This is a genomic window from Candidatus Aalborgicola defluviihabitans (assembly GCF_016705985.1).
Classification (GTDB): Bacteria; Pseudomonadota; Gammaproteobacteria; order Burkholderiales; family Burkholderiaceae_C; genus Allorhodoferax; species Allorhodoferax defluviihabitans.
On record NZ_JADJKN010000008.1, the window covers coordinates 14,666 to 32,898 of the forward strand.

An 18,233-nucleotide genomic window follows, 5' to 3' on the forward strand; every position below is an offset into this window, starting at 1 on the left:
AAAAAGCCTTTAGCGCCGCCGCGCTGTGCGCACCCCGTTCAATTCCGACACAATGCCCAGCACCTTGGCCAGGCGCCCGGCGTCGCTCACCTCCACGGTGAAGGTCATGAAGGCGATGCCGCGCACTGACTGGGTTTGAACGCCGATCACGTTCATTTTTTCCTTGGCGAACACCTCGGAAATGTCGCGCAGCAGGCCTTGGCGGTCGTTGGCTTCTACGGCGACGTCCACCGGGTACACAGTACCATCTCCACCGGTCTTGCCGCCCCACTCCACCTCGATCACACGGTCGCCGCTGCGGGTGACCATGTTGCGCAGGTTGGAGCAATCGGCCCGGTGCACGCTCACGCCCTTGCCACGGGTGACAAAGCCGCAAATGGCATCGGGTGGTGCGGGTTTGCAGCACTTGGCCAGTTGGGTCATGAGCGAATCCACACCCACCACCAGCACGCCGCCCTTGGGTGTGCTGCTGGGCGGGCGCTGCTTCTTGAGCAACAAAAACTCGTCCTGCGGCAGCACCGGTTCGGGCGGACGCAGGACGGCTTCAATGTTGCGCAGCGAAAATTCATCTTTGCCCACCACCTCAAACAGCGCTTCGGCGGAATTGAAGCCCAATTGCGAGGCCAGATCGTCGAGTTTTACAGCCGTTTTTCCTTCGCGCTGCAGCAGTTTCTCCACGGCCTCGCGGCCTTTGGCCACGGTCTCACCCATGGCCAGAGCGTTGAACCAGGCGCGCACCTTGGCGCGCGCACGCGGGCTGGCCAAAAAGCCCAACTCGGGGTTCAGCCAATCGCGCGAGGGGCCGCCTTCCTTGACAGTAGTGACTTCCACCGTCTGGCCGTTCTTGAGCGGCGTGTTGAGCGGCACCATGGCGCCATCCACCCGTGCACCACGGCAGCGGTGGCCCAGGTTGGTGTGCACGCTGTAGGCAAAGTCCACCGCGGTGGCGCCCTGGGGCAATTCCACAATGGCGGCGTCGGGAGTCAGCACATAGATGCGGTCATCAAAAAATCCATCCCCCTTGCCGCCGGACAGGTCGCGCTCCCAGGCCAGCAGTTGGCGCAGCACGGCAATCTTGGCGTCGTATTCCCCGCTGGCCGACACGCCGGCGTAACCCTTGGTGCCGGCTTCTTTGTAAGCCCAGTGCGCCGCTACGCCGGTCTCGGCATGGTCATGCATGGCCTGGGTGCGCACCTGCACTTCGATGGGCTGGCCAGTGCTGTCGCGCACCACAGTGTGCAGCGATTGGTAGCCATTGGCCTTGGGGCGGGCAATGTAATCGTCAAATTCCTCAGGCACTGAGGTGTAGTGGCTGTGCACCCAGCTCAGTGCGGCGTAGCAGTCCGGCACGGTGGGCACCACGATGCGCAGTGCGCTCAGGTCATAAACCTGATCGAACCCCAGAGACTTACCGCGCATCTTCTTGACGATGCTGTAGATGTGTTTGGGGCGGCCCTGCACCGTGGCATGAATGCCCTGCTGGGCCAGCTCTTGCGCCACGTGCTGACGCAGCTGGTCCACATGGGCTTCGCGCTGAACGCGCGTTTCATCCAGCAACCGGGCTACCTCGCGGTAGGTCTCGGGCTCCAGAAAGCGGAACGACAGGTCTTCGATCTCCCACTTGATTTCCCAAATACCCAGGCGGTTGGCCAGCGGGGCAAACACCTGCAAGGCCTCGGCGGCCAGGCCGGGCGGCACCGGCTGTTTGCTGGCCGCAAAGTGGCGCAGCGTCTGCAGGCGCGAAGCCAGGCGCAGCATGACCACGCGCAGGTCGCGCGAGAAGGCCAACAGCATCTTGCGCACGCTCTCGGTCTGAGCTGCCGCCGTTTGCGCCATGGGTATGGGTGTAGCGGCACGGCTGGCAGACAATTGCGCCAAGCGCGCCATGCGCTGCACGCGCACCAGTTTGGTGGTTTCCAGTGCCAACTCGGCAAAATTCTCGCCAAATGCCTTGGCGATGACTTCATAAGGCTTGTTCAGGTGGTCACAGGCATAGACCAGGTAACTGGCAGCCTGCATGGCTTGCGAGCCGCCAATCGATTTCAGGATTGCGGCCACGGCGTCGGCGTGGACCAACGCGTTTTCACCGGTGTCCAATGTTTCGCTGGCCAACAGGGGTTCTGCAAAGGCACGTGCACGTGCCAGTGCATCAGCCTGATCGGGCAGACTTTGGGCGGTGGCTGTAATCACTGGCGCGGTGGCCTGGTGCTCGGGAGAATGACTTTTCATGCAGCTAGCAGGGGTTGCGTTTTATCCTAGCAAAAACTGGACCACAGCATCGACTTGATCGGTGGCGATCAGCGTGGGTGCATGGCCTACACCGGCAAACTCCACTAGGCGGGCACGGGGGCCGCGCTCGGTCATCAGGCGAGCGGTCTGGGGCGACAGCAGGTCAGATTGCGCACCACGTAGCAGCAGGGTTTGTGCCTGGATGCCATCGTATAAAGCCCACAACATAGCCTCACCCTGGGTCGCACTCTCTTGCGACATGCTGGCAAAAGGCACCGCAATGGCTGGATCGTAGTGCAGCGTCACTGCATTGTCTGATCCGGGAATCGGCTTAACCATGTGGCGAGAGAGCTCCAGCCATTGAGCGGGTGTGTGGGGACCAAAGGTGGTGGAAATGGCCCACATGGCGTCGGCTGCCTGCTGGAGGGATTCAAACCGCACCACCTGCCCCAGGTAGGCGCCAATGCGCACCAGAGCTTCCCACTGAATGCTGGGACCTACATCGTTAAGCACCAAACGGCGTGCCGTGATGGGCAAGGGAAACTGGGTCTGCCCCAACACGGCCATGCCGATGAGCCCGCCCATGCTGGTGCCAACCCAATCCAGCGTTTTGGTTTGCGGTGCCAAATGGGCCAACAAAGCCACCATATCGGCCGCATAGACGGGCACTTGGTAGCCCATGGGGTCAACCAGCCAGTCGCTTTGGCCGCGACCCACCACATCGGGGCAGATTACACGCACGCTGCCACCGGATCTTTCCACCAGAGCCTGGGCCAGGGTATCGAAGTCACGGCCCTGGCGGGACAGCCCATGGACGCAGACCACAGCATGGGATGCATCAGGCGAACCCCACTCCCAATACGCCATGCGGTGGCCCTTGTAAGCATCGGGACATGGTAGGTAATTCAGCTTAGGTTCAGACATGGTGCAATGGAGGTTTGATAATTCGGGTTCGATGCCATAGCTGGATCGTAATTCAATCATCCATCCATTTACAAAACTGATCAGGAGAACAGCATGCTCAAAGGCAAAACCGCCCTCATTACCGGTTCCACCAGCGGTATTGGCCTGGGTATTGCAAAGGCATTGGCAGCCCAGGGTGCCAACATTGTGCTCAATGGCTTTGGCGACGTAGAAGGCCCCAAGGCCGAGGTTGCAGGGCTAGGTGTGCAGGTGAGCTACCACGGTGCCGACATGAGCAAGCCTGCTGAAATCGAAAACATGATCCACCACGCCACCAAGACCTTTGGTGCTCTGGACATTCTGGTCAACAACGCCGGCATCCAGCACGTGGCGCGGGTAGAGAACTTTCCGGTGGAGCGCTGGGACGCCATTATGGCCATCAACCTCTCCAGTGCGTTCCACGCCACCCGCCTCGCGTTGCCGGGCATGCTGGCGCGCAATTGGGGCCGCATCATCAACGTGGCATCGATCCACGGCCTGGTGGCGTCAGCTGAAAAGTCTGCCTATGTGGCGGCCAAGCACGGTGTCGTGGGCCTAACCAAGGTGACCGCGCTGGAAAATGCCACCACCGGCGTGACCTGCAACGCTATCTGCCCCGGCTGGGTACTCACACCCTTGGTCCAAAAACAGGTGGATGCCAAAGCTACAGCGCTAAAAATCAGCAACGACGACGCGACCAAGCTGCTATTGGGTGAAAAAGAGCCCTCCCTGCAATTTACAACGCCCGAGGAACTGGGCGCTTTGGCCGTGTTCTTCTGCTCACCTGCTGGCAACAACGTGCGTGGCGTGGCCTGGAACATGGATGGTGGCTGGACAGCGCAATAGACATGGCAGCCCACAAGAGGGGCAACACCGTGTAGCATCGGTCCATCGGTTGAAGGGGGTTCACCCACTTACCCGTTTTGAAATGGGAGGCCCTTGGACATCAAGACCTTGATGATCACCACTGCGGCGCTGTCACTGGCAGCCGGTGTGGTGATGCTCATACTGTTGCGCACGCAGCGAACCTATCCAGGGTTTGGCTGGTGGGCGTTTGGAATCGTCTCAATTGCGTTGGGAACGATCATGTTCGGGGTGCGCGGGGCGCACACGGGTTGGCTGCTCCTCCTGGGTTCGAACAGCCTGTTGGTGTTGGGCTATTTACTGGTTTACCACGGCATGCTGGTATTTCGGGGACGATCAGAACACCGCTGGCTGCAATGGGGCATATTCCTGACGTTCTTTCTGGTCTTTGGCTATTACTGCTCAGACAGGCAGGACATTGCCGCGCGCATTACCGTTTACTCCCTCTATATTACGGGCCTGTTACTGGCCATTGCAGAATCCGCGCTCGGTCCCAGCCACCAAAAATTGGGGGTCAACGAAATTTTGCTTGCAACCTGGATGATGCTGATGGGAGGACTCACGCTGTACCGGGCCTGGCACGCAATTGCTGGCCACGCAACCGATCCACTGTGGATGCAGGAGACCGGATTCCAGAGCTACTATGTCTTGGCCCAGGTTCTAACCGTGCAGTTGTCAACATTGGCACTCATCGGCATTCATGCACAGCGAATAGAACACGACTATCTGGTGTTGCAAGGACAACTCCGCGCGCAATCCACCCATGATCCATTGACGGGCCTATACAATCGACGCTACCTTGATGAAACCCTTGCCGACGAAATGCGGCGCTCCGAGCGTGATGGCCACAATCTGTGCGTGGCAATGCTCGACATCGATCACTTCAAGCGCATAAACGACACCTATGGCCACGAGGCAGGTGACGATGTCTTGCGAACGCTCGGCACGCTATTCATGCAATGGGCACGAGCCAGCGATATTGTTTGTCGATACGGTGGCGAGGAGTTCAGCATCATTCTGCGCGATACGACACTTGATCAAGTGATGCCCCGCATCAACGCGCTGCGCGAAAGCATCGCGCAGGCAAAGTTCTGCAGTGGAAGCCGACAACTTCCATCGGTGACGATTTCTATCGGTGTTGCACAGTCCGATGCCAAAATCACCAACCCGGTGGCCTTTCTAAACCGCGCAGATGCGGCCATGTACCGCGCCAAGCAAAACGGGCGCAATCGTGTCGAGCGGGATTAGCTGAACTGTTTGAACGCCATCACGGCCTGGTTGGGCAACGCGCATAGCAGGGACAGTTCTTTTTCATCCAGCTCCTGAGAACCATGCTGCTTTTTCTCTGCGTAAATCAGACCAAAAGGTGCGCCCTTGAACAGCAAAGGCAGCAGCAAGAAGGTCGGAGCATTCAAGCAGGCGCGATACCAAGCTGGCAAGCGCTGGGCCAGACGGGTTTCGCTGGCAATGCTGATCATGGTGTCGGTGCCCGTGTTGCAAACCACGGCAAACAAGTCGGGAGTGGTCACTTTGAGGGTTGACTTGAACCCTTTGACATACTGCTAGACCTCGTTACCCAAGCCAAAACGGCAGGTCATGGTTTCGGTCTTGGCGTCGCACATGCAGAAAATGATGTGATGAAACTGCATGGCCTGGTTCATGATTTCCAGAATCATGCGCAATACATCGTTGAGCTTGTAGTCCTCCACCATGGCATTGGTAATATCCTGAATACCAGCGGTCAGGGTTTCGGTCACACGAGGGTCATTGACCGCCACATGACCCATTGCATTCAAGGGTGCAGTATGCGTGGCATGCAATTCTAACGCTGCCATTTCACACTGACTGGGCAATGCTTGTACTGCGGATGCATTACCTTGCACCCCGTCCGGAATGGTCAATAACCTGCCAGCCGGTGACCCCTGTTTCACCCGAATTTCCATGGCTGTGGCCAGTTCCACTAGTTTCAGGCGCGCTACCGCCGTGGCCGCCTGTACATCCTTCGACCCTACACCCATCGCCTGCACATATTTACGCGTAATTGTCTAGACAAGAGTATCCACATTTTTGGGATCGGAGTGCCACAGTACGTCCGCTATTTCGTTGTAGGCCATAGCAACCCAGCGGATGCGTTCACCAAGGTCCGACGGTGCGCGCGAAGGCACCACATCTACCAGTTTGCGCATGCAGCGCTGCATGCTGTGCGGAAGTCACCAGGCTTTGGCAATGCCCAGGCCCAGGTTTCCTAAGGTCAATCCCAGCACGGTGATGGAGGCCGCCTTTTCGGTCTGCGGTTCACGCGTGGCTTGCACCAGGTTGCGAATCTGGCTGGCTTCATCGGGAAATTAAAACTGCACCAGCACCCGCCCCAGGTTCTGCAACATGGCGCCAATAGCGGCTTCTTCGCCTTCACTGGCAAGCGGGCGCAGCTCGCCACCAAGGGATGTGGCCATCAGGCAGCGCAAAAAATCTTCCTTGAGTTGCGCGGCTTGGGCATTGTCCTGCATGTGCTCCAACAGCACCAAGCTCAGGGCCATATTGCGAATGCCGTTAAACCCCACCAGGTTGACCGCCCGCGAAACGGTATTGATGCTGCGGCGATGCGCAAAATGCGCACTGTTGACCATGCGCAGGAGTTTGTTGGTGAGCGCCACATCCTTCAGGATTTCATTGGCGACGCTGTTAACACTCTCGGCCTCCGACGTGGCCATGCGCTGGATGCGCACCACCGAATCCGACAGCGCCGGAAAATCACTCTTGTGGTGAATGTGGAGCAGCAGAAAGTCCAGCGTGCTGCTCTGACCGCCCGCCTCTACGGGGGCCAATGTTGCCTAGGGCTTAGCCCATTGCTCCAATTCGTCCAGGAACGCGCGGGCTGTGGTAAATCGCTGGCTGGGATTGCGCGCCAGTGCCCGGGCCACCGTCGCACGCAGGCGGTCATCCACATCCGGGTTGACATCGGCTGGTAGCGCCAGCTACTCATATGTCACCCGGTATACCGGGCGTTAGGGGTCGCGCTCCTCGATCAGCGGCTTGCCCATGAGCATTTCGGCCAGCGCCACCCCAGCAGAAAAAATATCCATGGAAGGAACTGGCGTGGCCCCGTTGGCAGCCTTTGGGGACAGGTAACCCACGTTGCAGCCATTGGGCGCCACAGGGTCCACCAGCACATTGGAGGGTTTGAGATCGCGGTGAACGACACCAGCCGCCTGTGCTACTGCCACGGCATCCAAAACATCCATCATCAAGGCGACCGCTTCGTGCGGTCCCATGGCACCGCGCTTCTTGAGAAGCTGCTCCAGGGTCTGACCGGCAATGTACTCAAACACAAGGTAAGGCTGCACGTCCTGGATGTCGACCTCGTAGGCCGGCACGATATTGGCGTGCTTGACCCGACCAACGCTGCGCACTTCATCCAGCCACTGCGACAGGGCCTGGTCGACCGTGCCGCTACTCGGTCGCACGCTACTTCGCGTTCCAGACGGGGATCAAAGGCCAACCAAACGGTGGACTGTGCACCTTGCCCCAGGATTTTGCGTAGTTCAAATCGGCCTAAAGTATCCGATACGCGTAATGCACCCGTCGCCAACATGGAGCGGGTATTGGGTATAGCGGGAGTATTGGACATGCAGAGGCGTCGTAGGCGGCACACAATTGGCGTGCACTCGCAGCAATGCACGACAGCGGAATGATGGCGTGTTGCCCGTTCAGTGACCCTGGATTTCAGGGTGATGGGCGACTCTGCTGGCGCACCTGCTGACGCAGCTCTGCTCGCTCTTGGTCGTTCAACTGGCGCTCAGCCGACGGTTGATTTCCTTGAGGCCGTGTATTTTCGCGTTGGGCCAATAGCGCTTCACGCAATGCTGCGCGGCGATCATGGGTTTCAGCGGCTGGCGGCGGCGGTTTCGCGTCGCCGTGTGTACTGTGCACAGGCAAGGCGTTGCCCTGAGCGAACGCCACCGAGGCGTTCAACCCGAAAATGCAGCACAGGACACAATGTTTGAGCATGGCAGTTTGAAGGGTCAAAGGGTAGCCTGATCCCCATTGTTGGTGTGAACACTGCCAATTGCCACCCGTTTTTGTAACATAGTGTCAACTATTGCGGTTTAACGAAGCCCGTGATGCCCAAGCCGCGCAGAATCGGGTTTGTTACATATTTGACAGCACCTTATGCAGAATCCGGCACCCCGACCCAACAAAATTTTGGTGGTTGATGATGACACCCGCATCCGCGACCTGTTGCGGCGTTACCTAACACAAGAAGGTTTTGACGTTCTATTGGCGGAAGATGGCAAGGCGTTGACCCGCATCATGATGCGGGAAACCGCCGATCTCATCGTGCTGGACCTGATGATGCCCGGTGAAGACGGCCTGTCGATCTGCCGGCGCTTGCGTACCGCCGGCGACCAGACTCCCATCATCATGCTTACCGCCAAGGGTGAAGACATTGACCGCATCGTGGGCCTGGAAGTGGGTGCCGACGATTACCTGGGCAAGCCATTCAACCCGCGTGAATTGCTGGCCCGCATCCATGCGGTTTTGCGCCGTCGCCCTCCGCCCGAAGTACCCGGTGCGCCGTCCACGGAAAACGAGGTTGCACGCTTTGGCACCTTTACTTTTGACCTGGCCGCCCGAACTCTGCACAAGGAAGGCAATGAGTTGGCCCTGACCACAGGCGAATTTGCCATGCTCAAAGCGCTTGTGCGCCATCCACGTGTGCCGCTGTCCCGTGAAAAGCTGGCACAGTTGTCACGCGGTCGAGAATTTGAACCGTTTGACCGCAGCCTGGATGTGCAAGTCTCACGCCTGCGCAAGCTGATAGAAACCGATCCCGCCTCGCCACGTTTCGTTCAAACGGTATGGGGTGTGGGTTATGTGTTTGTGCCTGATGAGGCCACCTGAACCAGGTGTTGGCGCAATTGGTCCAGACCCAGACTCCCACCCAATTTGAGGATACGCAGAACAGTGCGCCAGCAACACTGATTGATTCGGCTATCGATGGCCCGCAACACCGGCGCACCAGCCTGAGCCTGTTCTGGCGCACTTTCTTCCTGCTGGCCCTCCTGCTGCTGGGCAGCATATTGGCTTGGTTGCAGACCCTGCGTTCACTGGAGTTTGAGCCCCGCGCCATGCAGACGGCACAACAACTGGCATCCCAGGTAAATTTGAGCCGCGCTGCCTTGATCCACGCCGATGCCATTGCCAGAACCTCACTACTCAAAACCATGAGCGACCAGGAAGGCGTGCATATAGTTCCGCGTGAACCCACTGACCAGTTCACGCCCTTCGGCAAAAACGCAATCACCCGCCAGATCGCCGATGAACTCAGTACACGCCTGGGGCCTGGTACGGTCATTGCCAGCAGTGTGAATTCCCAAAGCGGCCTTTGGATCGGTTTTGTGATCGACGGCGACGACTACTGGCTACTCACGGATCAGGAACGGTTTAACACGGCTGGCGGAATCACCTGGATCATCTGGTTGGCCGTGGCAGGGGCCTTGTCGCTGGCTGGTGCGGCGCTGATTGCCCGACTGATCAATCGCCCGCTCAAGGAGTTGTCGTTTGCAGCAAGCCGGGTGCGCGAAGGCGATTTTGAAGCCAGCCGGCTGGATGAAAACGTCCAAACCGGTGAAATCCGGGAAGTCAATATCGGCTTTAACCGCATGGCACAGCGCCTGGCCAAAGTTGAGCAAGATCGCGCAGTGATGCTCGCTGGTATCTCGCACGACTTGCGCACGCCGCTGGCGCGGTTACGTCTGGAAACCGAAATGAGCGTTGCCGACTTGGATGCCCGTGCCCACATGGCCGCCGACATTGCCCAATTGGACGCCATCATCGGCAAATTTCTGGACTATGCCCGGCCCGAAAAAGACGCGCTCGCGCCCGTGTTGCTGGCGGACGTGGTGGATGCCTGCATCTATTCCTACAAAAACCAGGCTGATGTGCAAATCACCCTGCAGTTGGAAGACAACCTTATGGTGATCGCGGACGAGGTGGAGCTTGGTCGCATCCTGTCCAACTTGCTTGAGAACGCCCGCCGCTATGGCAAGACACCTGAAACCGGTATTGCCCGTATCCAGATTGCAGCCATATCGCGGGACAAATGGGTGCTCATCAAAATTCGCGACAGCGGCATCGGCGCTGCGCCAGAACAATTGGCCAACCTGACGCAGCCCTTCTACCGGGGAGAAGCGGCCCGCACGGCCGCCAATGGTGCCGGGCTGGGGCTGGCTATCGTAGAAAAAACCGTTCAGCGCATGGGCGGCGTGTTTACGCTGAGCATCGCCAGTACCGGAGGCCTGTCGGCCAATATACGGCTTAAGCGATTCACCGATGCGTGATCACAGGCTGACCGCAAGCACTGCGCCTTCACGGATGGCGCGCTTGGCATCCAGCTCTGACGCAAGGGCGGCGCCACCAATACGGTGAAAACGCGGCGCGCTTGGCATGGCCGGCGCGTCAGATGGTGGCATCAACTCAATCAATGATTCTTGGCCAGCACACAACACCACGTGGTCTACTTCGAGCAGGCGTGATGCGCCGTTAACCGTGATGTGCAAGCCGGTATCGTCAATGTTTTGGTATTCAACGCCTGCCAACATCTCCACGCCGTTGCGTTGCAACACGGCGCGGTGCACCCAACCTGACGTTTTACCCAAGCCCGCACCGACCCGCGTCGCCTTGCGCTGCAGCAAAAATAACTCACGGTAGGGTTCTGCTGGCTGAGTGGAAACCAAACCACCGTTTGCGGTGGCCTGCAAGTCGACACCCCACTCACTGCACCAGTGTTCAATGGACACCGGCAGGGCAACGCCAGGGTCGTGTAGCAGAAACTCTGCCACGTCAAACCCAATGCCGCCCGCACCGATGATGGCAACGCGCTTGCCCAGCGTGACCTTGCGCTGCAACACATCCAGATAGGACACTACATTGGTCCGCTCCACGCCGGGTATTCGCGGCGTGCGGGGAACAATGCCGGTGGCCAACACCACGTCGTCAAACCCATGCGCCAGCAATTGCTCCCGGGTTACCCGCTGTCCCAATTGCAAGTTGACGCCGGTGGTTTTGATCCGTTTGGCAAAATAGCGCAATGTCTGGGCAAACTCTTCCTTGCCTGGCACCTGCATCGCAACATTGAACTGGCCGCCGACCCGGTCAGCGCTATCGAACAGACTGACGTCGTGTCCACATTCAGCCGCCACAGTGGCTGCAGACATGCCGGCAGGCCCCGCACCCACTACTGCTATTTTCTTGCGACGCTGCGCCTTGCGATAGACCAATTCGGTTTCATAGCCTGCCCGTGGGTTGACCAGGCAACTGGCACGCTTGTTGGCAAAGGTGTGGTCCAGGCAAGCCTGGTTGCAGGCAATGCAGGTATTGATTTCGTCTACCCGACCGGCTGCCACTTTGTTAACCCACTCGGCATCAGCCAGGAACGGACGCGCCATGGACACCATATCGACCTGGCCACTGGCAATCAACGCCTCGGCCTCATCCGGCATGTTGATGCGGTTGCTGGCAATCACCGGAATTTTCACAGACTGCTTGAGCCGCGCCGCCACATGGGCAAAAGCCGCGCGCGGCACCGATGTGACGATGGTGGGTGTACGGGCCTCATGCCAGCCAATACCGGTGTTGAACAAAGTTACCCCTGCAGATTCCAGTGCCTGCGCCACCTGCACCACTTCATCCCAGCTATTGCCACCTTCCACCAGGTCCAGCACTGAGTGGCGGTACATGAGAATGAAATTAGACCCAACGGCAGCACGAACCTGGCGCACGATCTCTACGGCCAGCCGCATCCGGTTCTCAATGGCACCGCCCCAGCGGTCTGTGCGCTGATTGGTCCGCGTGCACAGAAACTGGTTGAGCAAATAGCCTTCGCTGCCCATGATCTCCACACCATCGTAGCCAGCCTTTTGTGCCAGCCTTGCACAACGCACATAGGCACGAATGGTGGACTGGATGCCCGCCTCAGTCAGCGCTTTGGGTTTGAACATGGAAATCGGCGACTTGATGGCTGAAGCAGAGACCACCAAGGGCTGGTAACCGTAACGCCCTGCATGCAGAATCTGCATGAGAATTTTTCCATCTTCGTCGTGCACCGCCTGCGTCAGCTTGCGGTGGTTGCGGACATCAAAAATGGAATTGAGTGTCCCGCCAAAAGGCAATAGCCAGCCCTGGCGGTTAGGTGAAATGCCGCCCGTCACGATCAGCCCCACGCCACCCTTGGCTCGTTCACGAAAATACGCAGCCAGCTTGGAGTAGTTGTAGAAACGGTCCTCCAGCCCGGTGTGCATGGAACCCATCATCACGCGGTTGCGCAGGGTAGTAAAACCCAGGTCCAGCGGTTTCAGTAGATTGGGGTGAGCGAATTGAGGCTGGGACATGGTTTTTGCGCAGGCAGAGTGAAATCAGGGCGCGAGTGTAGGCCCACCGCTCTGGAGTGAGCACCCCAAACGTACACGGTGCAGCAGTGCTGCAGACTCAAGGCTGCACGAACCGGCTGCGAAACCAGTCGCGAAGCATGCGTTTTTCAGACTCTAGCGTCTCCCAGCCAGGGTAGGAGTCCAGGTGCGAAGAGTACGCCATGTCGGCAATAGCATCTTGTCCGCTGGCCAACACTGTGCCATTCTCAACTAACCGGTAATTAAGGGTCATCCGCGGCCAGTCCAGCTGGCCGCCTACTATCCGCACCCATCCCCAGCGCCGCGAGGGATGCAATTTGCCAGCCAGATCGACATTGAGCACATCTACCTGTAAGGACTGGTTGGCGGGCAAGTACTTTTGTCCAAGGGACTGCAAATACTCGGCAATGGTCTGCAGGTTGGGTGCCGCATCCAGATTTTGGTCGCGCACATCGGTAAAAGCTTCTGGGTGCACGAAGGCTACGTCAACTGACCCAGCCCGGACGGCACCGCCTGCAATAGCAAAACAAATGGCAATACATGACAAATTACGGAGTTTCATACAACCTCCTGTAGGAAAACGCGTACCTAACGCAAGATCCATAGGGATCTTTGGGTAGGATTCAAATTGCCAGCATCAAGTTCCCACCAGCAGTACGACAGCGCGCGCCTCCATCGCTTCGCCAGCACCCACCGGCCCCAGTTTTTCTGCCGTTTTGGCTTTGACGTTAACCTGATCCACAGTCAGGCCCAGCACATCGGCAATGCGCGCACGCATGGCACCAATATGGGGGGCCAGTTTGGGTGCCTGGGCAATGACGGTGCTGTCCACGTTCGCGATGGCATAACCTTTGTCCCGCACCTGGCGTGCGGCTTCGGCAAGCAGCACACAGGAGTTAGCGCCCTTGAAACGGGTATCGGTGTCGGGGAAATGGCTTCCAATGTCACCCAGGGCGGCGGCGCCCAATAGTGCATCGGTAATGGCGTGCAATAGAGCGTCAGCATCAGAATGGCCTAGTAGCCCCTTGGTATGTGGAATCTCCACACCGCCCAGAATCAGCTTACGCCCTTGCACCAAAGCATGAATGTCCCAGCCTTCGCCAATACGCAATTTCATGGTGTCTTTCATCAGCGCTACACGCGCCATGAAAAAAGCCTTCAAACATTTCTGTTTGAAGGCTTTAGTCGTTGTAATGGTCGGTGTGAAAGGATTCGAACCTTCGACCCCTTGCACCCCATGCAAGTGCGCTACCAGGCTGCGCCACACACCGATCTAGCCTTCAATTATAACGCGGGAAATTGCTGCTCTTTCACTCGGTAGCCAGCAACTCACGAATTTCAAATAATTCTCTGCGGACTTGTACCAAGTGGGTGGAACTGTCGTCAAAACCGTCGCGCGACTGGCTATCCACAAAGTCATCCAGATCTACGTCGTCAATCTCCAGCACCTCCACGCCATCCAGCAGGATTTCGCCGTTGCGTTTTTTATCTCGCTCGTTTTGCAGCAATTCCTGCATTTTGTTGCGAGCACCGCTGATGGTGAAGCCCTGGTCGTACAACAAATCCCGGATGCGGCGGATCATCAGCACTTCGTGGTGCTGGTAGTAGCGGCGATTGCCACGTCGCTTCATAGGGCGTAGCTGCGTGAACTCTTGCTCCCAATACCGTAGCACATGGGGTTTGACGCCGCACAGATCCCCAACCTCACCGATGGTGAAGTAGCGTTTAGCCGGTATAAGGGGGGAGAGTTTTCTCCATTGAAATCAATGCTGTACGAAGGAAAGCGTAGAGGTTACTCTAACTTTCATCTCAGTGCAAAGACTGATTGTGGCACCCCAACGGAATGCCGGCACGTTGTTGCTAAAACAGCGGCACGGTTCAGGTTTCGACCTGAATTTGTTCTTTGAGCTTGTGACTGGCGTGAAAAGTCACTACACGACGCGCCTGGATGGGAATGGCCTCCCCGGTGCGCGGATTGCGCCCCGGACGAGGTGCCTTGGTGCGGATCTGGAAGTTGCCAAATCCGGAAATTTTGACATCAGCGCCGTCTACCAAACTGGTTGCGATAAGGTCGAAGAAGGCATCAATCATGTCCTTGGACTCACGCTTATTGAGCCCGATCTGCTCAAACAGCAGGTCCGCCAGCTGCGCCTTGGTCAATGCCGGGGTTTCCAGACTCTCAACAGAAAAATCCATGGTGCCTCGATTCTTATAACTGCCAGCTGCGCGGGGTCAAACGCGCTGGCGAGCTCCCACATTGGCTGTCAACTGATCCACAATTGCCTTAACGGTGGATTCGATTTGTTCCTCCGACAGCGTAGCCTCATCGCTGTTGAGTGTAAGGCGCACCGCCAGGCTGCGGTCTGCTGCGCCATCCGTGGCCACGGCATCCTTGGCAAGCTTTGGACGGTACACATCGAACAACTGGGCATCCCGCAGCAAACCAGACGTGGGCGCCGCCCAAATGGCTGCCATTAGTGCCGCATGGGTTACATCATCTGCCACCACCACTGCGATGTCGCGCTGCACCGGCTGCAACTTGGCCACCGGTTTGAATTCTGCCACCCGACGTCGCAGAACAGCGTCCAGGTCCAGCTCAAACAGGACGGGGGCTTGGGCCAAATCAAACTGTTGGCGCCATTGGGGATGGAGTTCACCCACAAAGCCGATTGCACGACCCTCCAGCACCACCTGTGCACAACGACCGGGGTGCATGGCAGGGTGGATACCCGGCAGAAAGCTGGCTTGCAGGGGCGCCAAGAGCGCCTCCACATCACCTTTGACATCAAAGAAATCGACACCTTGCTCCTTGCGCCCCCACTGCAGGACATCCGCACCGCCACTGGCCAAACCGGCCACCCGCATGGGCTGATCAAAGCCTTCAACCGTGCTGTCAGTGCTCTTGACCGATGCGTCACGCAAGAACACCCGGCCCAGCTCGAACACGCGCACGCGCGCCTGCTTGCGGGCTTGGTTGAACTTCAGCACCTGCAACAACGAGCCCAGCAGGGACGAACGCATGACGCTCATCTGGCTGGCAATGGGGTTGAGCAACTTGATGGGATTGGGGTTGCCTGCCAGGCCGTGTTCCCAAGCCTCTTCCACGAAACTAAAGTTGATGGTTTCCTGGTAACCCAGTGCGGCCAGACTACGGCGTACCGCAAATGGCCCGCGTTGCGATTCGGTGCGAATCTTGGCGGTGATGGGAGCCAGTGGAGGCGTGTGTGGCAGATTGTTATAGCCCACCATGCGCGCCACTTCTTCGATCAAATCTTCTTCGATTTGCAGATCAAAGCGGTAGGAAGGTGGCGTGACGGTCACCACGCCATCGCCCTGCTCCACCGGCAAGCCCAGCCGCTGCAGTGCGTCAAAGCACTGCGCCTGGGTCAGTGGCATGCCAATCACCTTGACGGCACGCGCTACGCGCAACGTTACAGGTTTGGGTGCAGGCACATGGGCCTTCTGGTCGTCCACCGGGCCACAGGTGGTGGTGGGCGTGCCGCAAATATCAATGATCAACTGGGTGATCCGCTCGATGTGTTCCACCGTCAGCTCAGGGTCCACACCCCGCTCAAAACGGTGACCGGCGTCGGTGGAGAAGTTGAACCGGCGCGAGCGTCCGGCGATGGCCTTGGGCCACCAGAAGGCGGCTTCCACGTACACATGCTGGGTGTCATCCGACACGGCGGTGGCATCACCGCCCATGATGCCGGCAAGGGACTCAACCTGCGACGCGTCGGCAATTACGCCAACCTTGTCATCCACCGTTACGGTAGTGCCATTGAGCAGTTTGATCGTCTCGCCCGCCTTGCCCCAGCGCACATCCAGGCCACCGTGAATTTTGTCCAAATCAAAAATATGGGATGGGCGACCCAACTCAAACATCACGTAATTGGAAATATCGACCAACGCGGTAACGCTGCGCTGGCCACAACGTGCCAGGCGGTCAACCATCCACTGTGGGGTTTTCGCTTTGGTATTGACGTTGCGCACCACGCGGCCGGAAAAACGACCACACAAATCGGGCGCGCTGATTTTGACTGCCAATTTGTCCTGATTGGTCACGGCCACTCGGGCAATGGCAGGCGTGGTGAGTGGTGCGCCGGTTAGCGCCGACACTTCCCGCGCGACGCCATACACACTGAGGCAATGTGCCAAATTGGGCGTCAGTTTGAGGGTGAACAGGGTGTCGTCCAGATCCAGGTAGGAACGAATGTCCTGGCCCAGGGACGCGTCCAATGGCAGCTCCAAGCAGACCGCCATGGTCTTCGGACAGTTTGAGTTCACGGGCCGAACACAGCATGCCCTGGCTTTCCACGCCACGCAGCTTGCCAACCTTGATTTGAAACGGCTTGCCATCTTCACCCGGCGGCAGCTCGGCCCCGACCAAAGCACAGGGAATGCGAATGCCGACGCGGGCATTGGGTGCGCCACAGACAATGTTCAGCAACTCTGTTTGGCCCACATCCACCTTGCAGACACGCAAGCGGTCCGCATTGGGGTGCTGCTGGGCCTCTTTGATTTCACCCACCACGATTTTTGTGAAGGGCGGGGCTACCGGTTTGAGCTCTTCCACCTCCAGACCGGCCATGGTCAAGGTTTCGGCCAGTTCAGCCGTGGAAATAGCGGGGTTGCAGAAAGTGCGCAGCCAGGATTCAGAAAATTGCATAGCGGATTATTGGAATTGCGACAGGAACCGGATGTCACCATCAAAGAACAGGCGCAGGTCATTGACACCATAGCGCAGCATGGTCAGTCGATCGGGACCCATGCCAAAGGCGAAGCCGATGTATTTCTCGGGGTCCAGGCCCATGTTGCGGATCACGTTGGGGTGGACCTGGCCTGAGCCAGCCACCTCCAGCCATCGCCCTGACAACGGGCCGCTTTGGAACTGGATGTCGATCTCGGCGCTAGGCTCGGTGAACGGGAAGAAGCTGGGGCGAAAACGTAGTACCAGATCGTCCGACTCAAAGAAGGTACGGCAAAAATCGGTAAACACAAACTTCAGGTCCTTGAAGCTCACGTTCTCGCCCACCCACAGGCCTTCGCACTGGTGGAACATGGGCGAGTGCGTGGCATCGCTGTCCACCCGGTAGGTGCGCCCTGGGGCTATCACGCGAATTTCAGGCATATCACCTGAAAACAGGCTCTGGCCCTCGCCGTTATTGGCTTTGCGGCTATACTTTTTGACATGCTGCACCGCGTAGCGGATCTGCATGGGGCTGGTGTGGGTGCGCAGCAGGTTGGGAGCGGTTTCAGTGCCGCCCTCGACATAGAAGGTGTCGTGCATGGAACGCGCGGGGTGGTCCTCGGGCGTGTTCAATGCGGTGAAGTTGAACCAGTCAGATTCAATCTCCGGGCCCTGGGCGACATCAAACCCCATGGAGCCAAAGATGGCCTCAATACGCTCCAAGGTGAGAGAAACCGGGTGCAAACCGCCCTGCCCGCGCTGGCGGCCCGGCAAGGTCACATCCAACGCTTCAGCGCGCAATTGTGCTTGCAGCTCTGCATCTGCCAATGCCTGACGGCGATCGTTCAGTGAAACCTCAATCGCCTGCTTGGCAAGGTTGATGGCCGCGCCGCGGGACTTTTTCTCGTCCACACTCAGGGCGGCCATGCCTTTCATCAGCTCGGTGATGCGTCCGGCCTTGCCCAGGAACAGCGCCTTGGCGTTCTCCAGGTCAGCAGGGGTTACGGCTTGCTCAAAGGCGGCTTGGGCTTGCAGGACGATGGCGTTCAAATCGTTCATAGGTTCTCGGATCCATGAAAAAGGGCTAGCGCTTTTTCAAG

17 protein-coding genes, 1 tRNA gene and 1 pseudogene are annotated in these 18,233 nt (G+C 58.3%); 4 read left to right on the forward strand and 15 right to left on the reverse strand.

What is annotated here, in order from left to right:
- Positions 1 to 9 precede the first annotated feature (9 nt).
- Both IPI80_RS10460 and IPI80_RS10465 read right to left on the reverse strand, forming a co-directional pair.
- Positions 10 to 2,229 (reverse strand): RelA/SpoT family protein, encoded by a 2,220-nt coding sequence (locus IPI80_RS10460; RefSeq protein ID WP_413859795.1) that lies wholly within the window; start codon positions 2,227 to 2,229, stop codon positions 10 to 12.
- A 21-nt stretch (positions 2,230 to 2,250) separates the two neighbouring features.
- A complete protein-coding gene (locus IPI80_RS10465) occupies positions 2,251 to 3,153 on the reverse strand; it encodes an alpha/beta fold hydrolase (RefSeq protein WP_413859797.1) in 903 nt (300 codons plus the stop codon).
- A gap of 93 nt (positions 3,154 to 3,246) precedes the next feature.
- Between IPI80_RS10465 and IPI80_RS10470 the strand changes: the two genes are divergently transcribed.
- Together IPI80_RS10470 and IPI80_RS10475 are read left to right on the forward strand one after the other, a co-directional pair.
- Positions 3,247 to 4,017 (forward strand): 3-hydroxybutyrate dehydrogenase, encoded by a 771-nt coding sequence (locus tag IPI80_RS10470; RefSeq protein ID WP_413859799.1) that lies wholly within the window; start codon positions 3,247 to 3,249, stop codon positions 4,015 to 4,017.
- 240 nt (positions 4,018 to 4,257) lie between these two features.
- Complete coding sequence (locus tag IPI80_RS10475; protein WP_413859801.1) at positions 4,258 to 5,283, forward strand: GGDEF domain-containing protein; 1,026 nt, start codon at positions 4,258 to 4,260, stop codon at positions 5,281 to 5,283.
- Here the strand turns inward: IPI80_RS10475 and IPI80_RS10480 are convergent.
- The 5 genes from IPI80_RS10480 to IPI80_RS10500 form a co-directional block, all read right to left on the reverse strand.
- On the reverse strand, positions 5,280 to 5,564 hold the full coding sequence (locus tag IPI80_RS10480; protein ID WP_413859803.1) for a hypothetical protein: 285 nt from the start codon (positions 5,562 to 5,564) through the stop codon (positions 5,280 to 5,282). The genes IPI80_RS10475 and IPI80_RS10480 overlap by 4 nt on opposite strands.
- A 33-nt stretch (positions 5,565 to 5,597) precedes the next feature.
- Positions 5,598 to 5,870 carry a hypothetical protein gene (locus tag IPI80_RS10485; RefSeq protein WP_413859805.1) on the reverse strand — a complete coding sequence of 91 codons (273 nt, stop codon included), beginning with the start codon at positions 5,868 to 5,870 and terminating at the stop codon, positions 5,598 to 5,600.
- Positions 5,871 to 6,080: 210 nt separating this feature from the next.
- Complete coding sequence (locus IPI80_RS10490) at positions 6,081 to 6,221, reverse strand: hypothetical protein (RefSeq protein WP_413859807.1); 141 nt, start codon at positions 6,219 to 6,221, stop codon at positions 6,081 to 6,083.
- A gap of 159 nt (positions 6,222 to 6,380) precedes the next feature.
- On the reverse strand, positions 6,381 to 6,860 hold the full coding sequence (locus IPI80_RS10495; protein WP_413859809.1) for an HDOD domain-containing protein: 480 nt from the start codon (positions 6,858 to 6,860) through the stop codon (positions 6,381 to 6,383).
- Between the two features lie 180 nt (positions 6,861 to 7,040).
- Positions 7,041 to 7,499: a protein kinase domain-containing protein gene (locus tag IPI80_RS10500; protein ID WP_413859811.1), complete on the reverse strand. Its 459-nt coding sequence runs from the start codon at positions 7,497 to 7,499 to the stop codon at positions 7,041 to 7,043.
- Between the two features lie 706 nt (positions 7,500 to 8,205).
- Between IPI80_RS10500 and ompR the strand changes: the two genes are divergently transcribed.
- The gene (gene ompR / locus IPI80_RS10505) at positions 8,206 to 8,937 is read left to right on the forward strand and encodes a two-component system response regulator OmpR (protein ID WP_413859813.1); all 732 of its coding nucleotides are present in this window, start codon (positions 8,206 to 8,208) and stop codon (positions 8,935 to 8,937) included.
- 77 nt (positions 8,938 to 9,014) lie between these two features.
- Positions 9,015 to 10,376 (forward strand): ATP-binding protein, encoded by a 1,362-nt coding sequence (locus IPI80_RS10510; protein ID WP_413860401.1) that lies wholly within the window; start codon positions 9,015 to 9,017, stop codon positions 10,374 to 10,376.
- Here the strand turns inward: IPI80_RS10510 and IPI80_RS10515 are convergent, their stop codons facing one another.
- From IPI80_RS10515 to pheS, 8 genes and pseudogenes are all read right to left on the reverse strand, one after another.
- Positions 10,377 to 12,425 carry an FAD-dependent oxidoreductase gene (locus tag IPI80_RS10515; RefSeq protein ID WP_413859815.1) on the reverse strand — a complete coding sequence of 683 codons (2,049 nt, stop codon included), beginning with the start codon at positions 12,423 to 12,425 and terminating at the stop codon, positions 10,377 to 10,379.
- A 97-nt stretch (positions 12,426 to 12,522) separates the two neighbouring features.
- A complete protein-coding gene (locus tag IPI80_RS10520) occupies positions 12,523 to 13,005 on the reverse strand; it encodes a DUF3016 domain-containing protein (RefSeq protein ID WP_413859817.1) in 483 nt (160 codons plus the stop codon).
- A gap of 75 nt (positions 13,006 to 13,080) precedes the next feature.
- Entirely contained in the window at positions 13,081 to 13,560 is a 480-nt protein-coding gene (gene ispF, locus IPI80_RS10525) for a 2-C-methyl-D-erythritol 2,4-cyclodiphosphate synthase (protein ID WP_413860403.1), read from the reverse strand.
- Between the two features lie 77 nt (positions 13,561 to 13,637).
- Positions 13,638 to 13,714, reverse strand: a tRNA-Pro gene (locus IPI80_RS10530).
- Positions 13,715 to 13,753: 39 nt separating this feature from the next.
- Complete coding sequence (locus IPI80_RS10535) at positions 13,754 to 14,116, reverse strand: MerR family transcriptional regulator (protein WP_413859819.1); 363 nt, start codon at positions 14,114 to 14,116, stop codon at positions 13,754 to 13,756.
- 205 nt (positions 14,117 to 14,321) lie between these two features.
- On the reverse strand, positions 14,322 to 14,639 hold the full coding sequence (locus IPI80_RS10540; protein WP_413859821.1) for an integration host factor subunit alpha: 318 nt from the start codon (positions 14,637 to 14,639) through the stop codon (positions 14,322 to 14,324).
- Between the two features lie 36 nt (positions 14,640 to 14,675).
- Positions 14,676 to 17,112: pseudogene (gene pheT / locus IPI80_RS10545) on the reverse strand (phenylalanine--tRNA ligase subunit beta).
- A gap of 6 nt (positions 17,113 to 17,118) precedes the next feature.
- Complete coding sequence (gene pheS, locus IPI80_RS10550) at positions 17,119 to 18,192, reverse strand: phenylalanine--tRNA ligase subunit alpha (protein WP_413859823.1); 1,074 nt, start codon at positions 18,190 to 18,192, stop codon at positions 17,119 to 17,121.
- Positions 18,193 to 18,233 lie beyond the last annotated feature (41 nt).

What these genes read in the sequence shown, in the direction of transcription:
- IPI80_RS10460 (WP_413859795.1), bottom strand. Translation starts at nt 2,229, where the DNA reads ATGAAAAGTCATTCTCCCGAGCACCAGGCCACCGCGCCAGTGATTACA.
- IPI80_RS10465 (WP_413859797.1), bottom strand. Translation starts at nt 3,153, where the DNA reads ATGTCTGAACCTAAGCTGAATTACCTACCATGTCCCGATGCTTACAAG.
- IPI80_RS10470 (WP_413859799.1), top strand. Translation starts at nt 3,247, where the DNA reads ATGCTCAAAGGCAAAACCGCCCTCATTACCGGTTCCACCAGCGGTATT.
- IPI80_RS10475 (WP_413859801.1), top strand. Translation starts at nt 4,258, where the DNA reads ATGTTCGGGGTGCGCGGGGCGCACACGGGTTGGCTGCTCCTCCTGGGT.
- IPI80_RS10485 (WP_413859805.1), bottom strand. Translation starts at nt 5,870, where the DNA reads ATGGCAGCGTTAGAATTGCATGCCACGCATACTGCACCCTTGAATGCA.
- IPI80_RS10490 (WP_413859807.1), bottom strand. Translation starts at nt 6,221, where the DNA reads ATGCGCAAACTGGTAGATGTGGTGCCTTCGCGCGCACCGTCGGACCTT.
- ompR (WP_413859813.1), top strand. Translation starts at nt 8,206, where the DNA reads ATGCAGAATCCGGCACCCCGACCCAACAAAATTTTGGTGGTTGATGAT.
- IPI80_RS10515 (WP_413859815.1), bottom strand. Translation starts at nt 12,425, where the DNA reads ATGTCCCAGCCTCAATTCGCTCACCCCAATCTACTGAAACCGCTGGAC.
- IPI80_RS10520 (WP_413859817.1), bottom strand. Translation starts at nt 13,005, where the DNA reads ATGAAACTCCGTAATTTGTCATGTATTGCCATTTGTTTTGCTATTGCA.
- ispF (WP_413860403.1), bottom strand. Translation starts at nt 13,560, where the DNA reads ATGAAATTGCGTATTGGCGAAGGCTGGGACATTCATGCTTTGGTGCAA.
- IPI80_RS10540 (WP_413859821.1), bottom strand. Translation starts at nt 14,639, where the DNA reads ATGGATTTTTCTGTTGAGAGTCTGGAAACCCCGGCATTGACCAAGGCG.
- pheS (WP_413859823.1), bottom strand. Translation starts at nt 18,192, where the DNA reads ATGAACGATTTGAACGCCATCGTCCTGCAAGCCCAAGCCGCCTTTGAG.